The organism is Streptomyces thermospinosisporus, from assembly GCF_039526425.1.
GTDB classification, from domain to species: Bacteria; Actinomycetota; Actinomycetes; order Streptomycetales; family Streptomycetaceae; genus Streptomyces; species Streptomyces thermocarboxydovorans.
Genome location: NZ_BAAAIZ010000069.1, coordinates 61,261 through 69,715 on the forward strand (window position 1 = coordinate 61,261; position 8,455 = coordinate 69,715).

Consider the following 8,455-nt stretch of genomic DNA (forward strand, 5'->3'; position numbering starts at 1 on the left):
CCGTTCTGTTTGCTGGCTCCGGCGGAGGTACCGCCAGGTTGTCGTGTAGCGCGGTGTTACTGCCGTGGTGCGTGATCTCCACTGAGGGACTCTGTCGGTGATCTTGAGATTCCCCGGCGCGATGGCCTGATCATCGGGCAGGCTCGGCTCGGTTTCGAAGGTCGGTCGTCTTCATGAGGTGAGTCGGTGTCGCTACGTGCTCGTCCGGGTGAGCAAGTTCCGTCGTTGACCGCGCAGGTGGCGCGGGCGAGTAACCCGAACGAGCCCGGTGCTGTCCCGCACGATGACGAACTGCATCTTGCGCTGAAGGCGGAGGGCGTTCACCCAGCCGCAGACGGTAACGGTACGGCCGACGTGTTCTCGCAGGTCAGAGACGTGCACGCGGCTTTGGATCATTGCGGTCCTCCGAGGACGTCGTCATGATCCCTTGGGAGTGCGGGCGAGAAGGGCAACTCGCGGTGCCACCGCACTTTCGCCGCCATCTGATGGCGGCCTCATTCGGGCTCGGTGACGGGGGCCGGCCGGCGGGGCATTGGGCCACCAGATGGGGCCGTTCCTCCCCGCGCTCGGGAGGGTCTTCACCTCGGGGCGCGAGACCGCCTTCCCAGCTCCCGGCGGCTCTCTCTGCTCGCGTTATCCCTGGCTAGTCGTCTCCGTCTACGCGTTGCCTGGCAGGATACGGAGACCGTGAGCAGGCCCGCAACAAGAAACTCCTCTCGCCCGCCACTCGTGCGAGCCGTCGTCTCAGGACGGCGTGCTGGTTGGTGCGGCCCTCGGCCATCAGGGCGAGCACCTCGCGCTCGCGCGAGGTGAGGGAATCCGGCGCGGAGGTGCGGCGGCTCGCGCCGAACAGGGCGGTGACCACCTCGGGGTCCAGCGCGGTGCCACCCGCCGCGACCCGCTCCAGCGCGTTCACGAACTCCCCGATGTCCCCGACCCGTTCCTTGAGCAGATAGCCGAACCCGGCGGGTCGCCGAGCAGCCGGGAGGCATGCGCCGTCTCGACGTACTGCGAGAACAGCAGCACGCCCGTGCCGGGGTGCTCGGCGCGCAGCCGCAGCGCCGCCCGTACGCCCTCGTCGGTCCCCGTGGGCGGCAGCCGGATGTCGACCACGGCGACGTCGGGGGGCGTGTTCGGCCACGGCCGCCAGCAGCGCCTCCGGGTCCGCGACGGCTGCGGCGGTCTCCACCCCGCGTAGGGACAGCAGCTGGACCAGTCCGTCTCGCAGCAGGGCAGGGTCCTCGGCGACACGACCCGCATGCAGGGCGCTCCGATCAGGCGTATCAGGCGTACGGCAGCTCGACGGTCCGGGCGGGCTGTCGCAGGTCAGCGTGCCGTCGACGGTGCGGACGCGGGCCAGCAGCCCGGTCAGTCCCGACCCGGCGCCTATCCTGGCCCCGCCCCTGCCGTCGTCGCTGACGCGCAGCCGGAGCAGCCCGTCGCCGCCGGTGGCGTCGACCGTGACCCGGCTCACCCCGCTGTGCTTGACGGCGCCGGCGAGGAGTTCGGCGGCGCAGAAGTAGGCGATGGACTCCACGGCGGGGGCGGGGCGTCCCCGCCTCGTCTCCCCCCGCGAGGGCCCTCACACCCCCGCCCCTCCCCCGCTGAGGGCAGCGTTCCGCGCGGGAAACAGATGTGATGCGACCGGGTAACACCCGCACCGCACGCTCGATGACATGACCTCGAACGAGCGTGTGGTGGTGATCGGCTCCGGCCTCGCGGGCGTACGGCTCGCCCGGCGGCTCGGCGAGCTGGGCACGCCCGTGACGCTGATCGGCGAGGAGGAGCACCGGCCCTACAACCGGGTGCTGCTCGCCGAGGTGCTGGCCGGACGCTACAGCCCCGAGGTGATCGCCCTGCCGGCGCCCGCCGCGCTGACCCGCGCCCGGGTCACCGGCATCGACCGCGCCGGCCGGACCGTCTCCTGCGTGGACGGCTCGGTGATCGCCTACGACCGGCTGGTGCTGGCCACCGGCTCCAACCCGGTGCTGCCGCCGCTGCGCGGACTGTTCAGCTCCGGCCCCGAGCTGCCCGAGGGCGTGCACGCCTTCCGCACCATGGACGACTGCCTGGGCCTGGCCAAGGCGGTGCGGCCGGGCGTGCGGGCGGTCGTCATCGGCGGCGGGCTGCTGGGGGTGTCCGCGGCCCGGGCGCTCGCGGTGCGCGGCGCCCAGGTGGTCCTCGCCCAGCAGGCCGAGCGGCTGATGGAGCGCCAGCTCGACCCGGCCGCCTCCGCGCTGGTCCGGCGGCATCTGACCGACCTGGGCGTGGAGGTGCACACCGAGTGCCGGGTGCGCGATGTGCGCTGCGTCGCCGGTGCGGTCCGCTCGGTGGAGATGGCCGACGGCTATGCGCTCGACGCCGACCTGGTGGTGCTGGCCTGCGGGGTGCACCCGAGGGTCTCTCTCGCCCAGGCGGCCGGACTGGAGGTCGGCAAGGGCATCGTCGTCGACGACCAGCTGCGCACCTCCGACCCGTACATCCACGCCGTCGGGGACTGCGTCCAGCACGCCGGGACGGTCTACGGGCTGGCCGCCCCGGCGCTGGAGCAGGCCGACGCGCTGGCCGCGCTGCTCGCCGGCGACACCGGCGCCCGCTACACCGGCACCCGTTCGCTGACCCGGCTGACGCTCACCGGGCCCGACAGCCCCTTCGACCTCGCCGCGTTCGGCCGGTCCGAGCCGCTGCCCGGCGACGACGTCGTGCAGCTCGCCGACGCCACCCGCGGCACCTACCGCAAAGTCGTCGTCCGCGAGGACCGCCTGGTCGGCGGGGTCCTGGTCGGCGAACTCGGCACCGTCGGCGCCCTGGCGCGCGCCTGGGAGGGAGCAGAGCCGCTCCCCTCCGGCGGCGGGCCGCTGCTCCACCTGCTCACCAACGATGGAGGCTCCTGAATGACCGCCAACCCGGGGGGCACCCCCACGATCGTGCTCGTCGGCCACGGCATGGTCGGCCAGCGCTTCCTCGAGGCGCTCGCCGAACGCGGCCTGACCGCCACGCACCGCGTGGTCGTGCTGTGCGAGGAGCCGCGCCCCGCGTACGACCGTGTGCAGCTCACCTCGTACTTCTCGGGGCGGACGCCCGAGGACCTGTCGCTGACGGACCTTCGGTTCATCGAGGACCACGGCATCGAGCTGCATGTCGGCGATCCGGCCGAGAGCATCGACCGCGAGGCGCGCAAGGTCACCGCCCGCTCGGGTCTGGTCGTCGGCTACGACGTCCTCGTCCTGGCCACCGGCTCCTACCCGTTCGTGCCTCCGGTGCCGAACAAGGACGCCGAGGGCTGCTTCGTCTACCGCACCGTCGAGGACATCCTCGCCATCGAGGAGTACGCCCGGAGCAGGGCGAAGACCGGCGCGGTGGTCGGCGGCGGGCTGCTGGGGCTGGAGGCGGCGGGCGCCCTGAAGGGGCTCGGACTGGCCGCGCACATCGTGGAGTTCGCGCCGCGGCTGATGCCGGTGCAGGTGGACGAGGGCGGCGGCGCGGCGCTGCTGCGCACCATCGAGGAGATGGGTCTGACCGTCCACACCGGGGTCGGCACCCAGGAGATCGTGGTCGGCGAGTCCGGCGCGGTCACCGGGATGAAGCTGTCTGACGGCTCCGAACTCGCCACCGACATGGTGGTGTTCTCCGCCGGTGTGCGCCCCCGCGACCAGCTGGCCCGCGACTGCGGACTCCAGGTCGGCGAGCGCGGCGGCATCACCGTGGACGAGCAGTGCCGCACGGTCACCGACCCGGACGTCTTCGCCATCGGCGAGTGCGCGCTGGCCGCCGACGGCCGGGTGTACGGCCTGGTGGCCCCCGGCTACGAGCAGGCCGAGACGGCCGCCGCGACGATCGCCGGGGACGCCTCCGCCTTCACCGGCGCCGACCTGTCGGCCAAGCTGAAGCTGCTCGGCGTGGACGTGGCGTCCTTCGGCGACGCGCACGGCACCACCGAGGACTGCCTGGACGTCGTCTACTCCGACTCCCGCGCCGGCCTGTACAAGAAGCTGGTCATCGGCCGGGACGGCACCCTGCTCGGCGGCATCCTGGTCGGTGACGCGGAGGCGTACGGCACGCTGCGCGCCCTGACCGGCTCGGTGCCGCCCGTCGCACCGGAGTCGCTGGTGCTGCCCGCGGGGGCCGGCGAGTCCGCCCAGCTGGGCCCGTCCGCGCTGCCGGACGACGCGGTCATCTGCTCCTGCCACAACGTCACCAAGGGCACCATCCGCGGGGCGGTCACCGAGCACCGGTGCACCACCGTGCCCGAGGTGAAGAAGTGCACCAAGGCGGGTACCGGCTGCGGCAGTTGCGTCAAGGTGCTGGTCCAGCTGGTCAACGCCGAGCTGGAGGCGAGCGGCGTCGAGGTCGACAAGGGCCTGTGCGGCTGCTTCTCCCAGACCCGCGAGGAGCTGTACGAGATCGTCCTCGCCCTGCGCATCACCTCCTACCAGGACCTCCTCGACCGCTACGGCCGGGAGGGCGCCCGGGGCGGCGACGGCTGCGAGATCTGCAAGCCGGCCGTGGCCTCGGTCATCGCCTCCCTCGCCCCCACGATCGGCGCCAGCACCTACGTCCTGGACGGCGAGCAGGCGGCCCTGCAGGACACCAACGACCACTTCCTGGCCAACCTGCAGAAGAACGGCTCGTACTCGGTGGTGCCGCGCATCCCCGGCGGGGAGATCGCGCCGGAGAAGCTCATCGTCATCGGGGAGATCGCCCGCGACTTCGGCCTCTATACGAAGATCACCGGCGGTCAGCGGATCGACATGTTCGGCGCCCGCGTGGAGCAGCTCCCGCTGATCTGGGCCCGGCTGGTGGACGCCGGTTTCGAGTCCGGCCACGCCTACGGCAAGTCGCTGCGCACGGTGAAGTCCTGCGTCGGCCAGACCTGGTGCCGCTACGGCGTCCAGGACTCCGTGCGCATGGCGATCGACCTGGAGCTGCGCTACCGGGGGCTCAGGTCGCCGCACAAGCTGAAGTCGGCGGTCTCCGGCTGCCAGCGGGAGTGCGCCGAGGCCCGGTCGAAGGACTTCGGTGTGATCGCCACCGCCAACGGCTGGAACCTCTACGTCGGCGGCAACGGCGGCGCCACTCCGCGCCACGCCGATCTGCTGGCGCAGGACCTGTCGGACGCCGGACTCGTACGTCTCATCGACCGGTTCCTGATGTTCTACATCCGCACCGCCGACCGGCTGGAGCGCACCTCCACCTGGCTGGAGCGCATCCCCGGCGGCCTGGAGCACGTGCGGGACGTGGTCGTCCACGACTCGCTCGGCATCTGCGACGAGCTGGAGGCCCTGATGGCCGCCCATGTCGCCAGCTACCGCGACGAGTGGGCCGAGACCGTGGGCGACCCCGAGAAGCTGGCCCGGTTCGTGTCCTTCGTGAACGCCCCGGACACCCCGGACCCGGTGGTCTCCTTCGTCCCCGAACGCGACCAGATCAAGCCCGACCTGCCGCTGCTGAACATCGGCCGGCGACCCGCTGACGAGATCCTGGAAGGAAGCGCCCAGCGATGACCCTGGCACTCGAGACCACCGATCTGAAGGTGCAGCTCCGCCTGGCGGACGGCTGGTTCACGGTCTGCGACCTGAGCACCCTGATCCCGGGCCGCGGAGTGGCGGCCCTGCTGCCCGACGGCCGCCAGGTCGCCGTCTTCACCGACCGGGCCGGGAACCTCCACGCGATCGACAACCGCGACCCGTTCACCGGCGCGGCGGTGCTCTCCCGTGGCCTCACCGGCTCCCACCAGGGCCGCCCGTACGTCGCCTCCCCGCTGCTCAAGCAGCGGTTCGACCTGGCGACCGGGCAGTGCCTGGACGACGAGACGGTCCGTGTGACGGCCTACGAGGTGAAGGCGGCCTGAGCGGTCCGGTCAGTTCGCGAACACAGCCGAGCGCGCATCCCCGGGGGTGACCCGGGGATGCGCGCTCGGTCGTGCGGGGTCGTGCGGTTCTCACCGCCTGTCCGTCTCCCGGCTCTCAGCCGCCGTACATCGCCCGTCCCGGGTGGTCGTCGGGCATGGGCCGGGTGTCGAGGTAGAACCACTCGACGTCGGCGGCCGGCGGCCCGGCGGGCGTGGTGGCGTACTCGGAGCCGCCGGGGTAGCCGGTGCCGTCGCCGTACGCGGAGGCTCCGTCGTAGCCCATGGTGCCGTCGTACGAGGCGAAGCCGTCGAACGAGGAGGCCTCGCTGTCGAAGCCGCCGGAGTACGCGGACGCGGCGGCGTACGCGGAGCCGGCGGTACCCTCGGAGGGCGCGGAACCGGGGGTGTATCCGGCGAAGGCGTCGAACGGGTCGGCGGGTGCCTGCGCGGAGTCACCGGCGGGCCGGTCGGGCCCGGCGGCCGGCGCGTCCCAGGCCGGTGCGGTGCCCTTGGCGGAGGTGTCCGCCTTGGCCTGCGCCGCCGGGAGGTGGTGAACGCGGCCCGCAACGAGGCCGAGGCGGTGGCCAGCTACGCCGCGCTGTCCATGGCCGCCGGCCGGGCCCGGCAGGAGCTGCCCGCGCGGGCGGAGCACTGTGCGCGGCGCATCGGCGGCAGGGTGGTGATCGTGGACGGCTGGGGAAACCTGCTCGCCGCCTCGTATCCGCTGAGCGACCGCGAGTCACGTGGCCTCGCCTCCCGGCCGGGCATCATGGCCGCCCTGGCCGGCACGGCGAGCGTGGACGTACGCACCTCCACCATCGGCGGGGTGGAGTACCTGTCGGTCTCCGCGCCGGTCGGTGAGCAGGGGCAGCCGCAGGGCGCGGTGTGGCTGACCGTGCCGACCCGGATGGTGCACGAGCGGGTGCGCCATGTATGGCTGCTGCTCGCCGCGGGCGGGCTGGGCGTGCTCATCGCGGTCGCGGCGGCCGGCTTCGCCTTCGCTTGCTGGGCGGCCCGTCCGATACGGCAACTGGAGCGGGCCACACGGGCGTTGGGCGCGGGCGGCTCGTTCGCCCCGGTGCCGGTCACCAAGGGGCCGCCCGAAGTGCGCCGGCTGGCCGCCGCGTTCAACCACACCGCGGCGCGGCTCGCCCATCTGCTCGCTTCCCAGCGGGCATTCGCGGGCGAGGCCTCGCACCAGCTGAAGACCCCCCTGGCCGCGCTGCGGCTGCGCCTGGAGAACCTCCAGCCGCATGTCGCTGCCCGCGCGCGGGGCACGCTCAAGGCCGCGCTGACCGAGACCGACCGGCTGGCGCGGATGGTGGAGGTCCTGCTGGCCATGGCCCGGCTGGAGGAGAACGTGGCCACCCCGGCGCCCGTGGACATCGGGGAGATCTGCGCCGAGCGCCACCGCAGCTGGCTGCCGATGTTCCAGCAGCAGAACGTGTCCCTGGTGCTGTTCGCGGGCAGCGTGGGGCAGGTGCTCGCGGTGCCGGGCGCGGTGGAGCAGATCCTGGACAACCTGCTGTCGAACGCCCTGCGGCACTCCCCCGCCGGCGCCACGGTGACCGTGGAGCTGCGGCTGAACCCGCCGGCCCGGCGCGCCCTGCGCGACGGCCGCCCCTGCCAGGTCGACCTGCACGTCACCGACGAGGGTCCCGGCATGACCGCGGAGCAGCGGGCCCGCGCCTTCGACCGGTTCTGGCGCGCGCCGGGCGCCCCGAAGGGCGGTACGGGCCTCGGCCTGGCCCTGGTGCAGCGGCTGGCCCATGCCAGCGGCGGCGAGGCGATGCTGCAGGCGGCGGCGACGGGCGGCCTGGACGCCGTGATCAGCCTCCCCTCGGCATCCCCGCCGGAATCCGTCGGCTCCTCGGACAGCTCGGGCTCCCGCCCCAGAGAACGGCCCGCCCTGCCGGCCTGACGTTCACGGACCCGACGTGACGTCCGCCGGCCCGGCCGCCATCGTTGCGGAAAGCTACCCTCCAGTCACGTCACGTTCCAGTCACGGCTTCTCCATATCTCCCCCGCATCCCAGCGTGCTCAGTAGCTTCGTCCACCTCGAACCGAGCACACGCACCACCACTGGGGGGATTCGTCCATGAACCCGATCCGCACGTCCGCCCGCGCCTCAGCCGCGGTCCTCGCCGCGCTGGCCCTGGCCGCCGTCCCGGCCACCGCCGTGGCCCACGACGGCGACCACCCGTTCACCAACTGCACCGAGGCCTACAACAACGGGTACGCCAACATCCAGGCGGGCGACGAGCACTACGCCAAGCGCCTGGACCGGGACGGCGACGGCATCGGCTGCGACAAGCCGCCGGCGGACTTCAAGCCCCGTGGCGACAAGGGCGAGTCGGAGGGCGGCGGCACCGGTGCGAAGGAGTCCTCCGGCACCGGCTCGGACGCCAAGGGCGGGTCCGGCACGGACCTCGCCGAGACCGGCGGCAACGACGCCACCCCGTACATCGCCGGGGCCGGCGCGGTCGTGGTCCTCGCGGGCGGCGGCCTGCTCATCGCCACCCGCAGGCGCCGCGACGCCCGCTGACCAGTCGCGCTCCGGGGAGCCCGCCGTCCCGTGCCGCGGGCTCCCCGGCTCCGGCCGGG

General features: G+C 73.2%; 5 protein-coding genes and 3 pseudogenes. 5 read left to right on the forward strand and 3 right to left on the reverse strand.

The features are described 5' to 3' along the window. Positions 1-240: 240 nt before the first annotated feature. Both ABD207_RS22265 and ABD207_RS22270 read right to left on the reverse strand, forming a co-directional pair. Positions 241-396: pseudogene (locus ABD207_RS22265) on the reverse strand (OB-fold nucleic acid binding domain-containing protein); the annotation flags it as partial. A gap of 361 nt (positions 397-757) precedes the next feature. Beyond that, a pseudogene (locus ABD207_RS22270) lies at positions 758-1,264 on the reverse strand (response regulator); the annotation flags it as partial. A gap of 412 nt (positions 1,265-1,676) precedes the next feature. Here ABD207_RS22270 and ABD207_RS22275 point away from each other — a divergent pair. From ABD207_RS22275 to nirD, 3 genes are read left to right on the forward strand one after another with little or no spacing between them, the layout of a single operon-like run. Continuing rightward, complete coding sequence (locus ABD207_RS22275) at positions 1,677-2,894, forward strand: NAD(P)/FAD-dependent oxidoreductase (RefSeq protein WP_344014877.1); 1,218 nt, start codon at positions 1,677-1,679, stop codon at positions 2,892-2,894. After that, positions 2,895-5,504 (forward strand): nitrite reductase large subunit NirB, encoded by a 2,610-nt coding sequence (gene nirB / locus ABD207_RS22280; protein ID WP_344014878.1) that lies wholly within the window; start codon positions 2,895-2,897, stop codon positions 5,502-5,504. Beyond that, positions 5,501-5,851 (forward strand): nitrite reductase small subunit NirD, encoded by a 351-nt coding sequence (gene nirD, locus ABD207_RS22285; protein ID WP_344014880.1) that lies wholly within the window; start codon positions 5,501-5,503, stop codon positions 5,849-5,851. Before nirB ends, nirD begins: the two co-directional genes overlap by 4 nt. 115 nt (positions 5,852-5,966) lie before the next feature. Here nirD and ABD207_RS22290 read toward each other — a convergent pair whose 3' ends face one another. Next, positions 5,967-6,503, reverse strand: coding sequence for a hypothetical protein (locus ABD207_RS22290; protein WP_344014881.1), 537 nt, complete (start codon positions 6,501-6,503; stop codon positions 5,967-5,969). Between ABD207_RS22290 and ABD207_RS22295 the strand changes: the two are divergent. Continuing rightward, positions 6,390-7,772: pseudogene (locus ABD207_RS22295) on the forward strand (sensor histidine kinase); the annotation flags it as partial. The gene ABD207_RS22290 and the pseudogene ABD207_RS22295 sit on opposite strands and share 114 nt — an antisense overlap. A 177-nt stretch (positions 7,773-7,949) precedes the next feature. Beyond that, on the forward strand, positions 7,950-8,396 hold the full coding sequence (locus ABD207_RS22300) for an LAETG motif-containing sortase-dependent surface protein (protein WP_344014882.1): 447 nt from the start codon (positions 7,950-7,952) through the stop codon (positions 8,394-8,396). Positions 8,397-8,455 lie beyond the last annotated feature (59 nt).

What these genes read in the sequence shown, in the direction of transcription:
- ABD207_RS22275 (WP_344014877.1), top strand. Translation starts at nt 1,677, where the DNA reads ATGACCTCGAACGAGCGTGTGGTGGTGATCGGCTCCGGCCTCGCGGGC.
- nirD (WP_344014880.1), top strand. Translation starts at nt 5,501, where the DNA reads ATGACCCTGGCACTCGAGACCACCGATCTGAAGGTGCAGCTCCGCCTG.
- nirB (WP_344014878.1), top strand. Translation starts at nt 2,895, where the DNA reads ATGACCGCCAACCCGGGGGGCACCCCCACGATCGTGCTCGTCGGCCAC.
- ABD207_RS22300 (WP_344014882.1), top strand. Translation starts at nt 7,950, where the DNA reads ATGAACCCGATCCGCACGTCCGCCCGCGCCTCAGCCGCGGTCCTCGCC.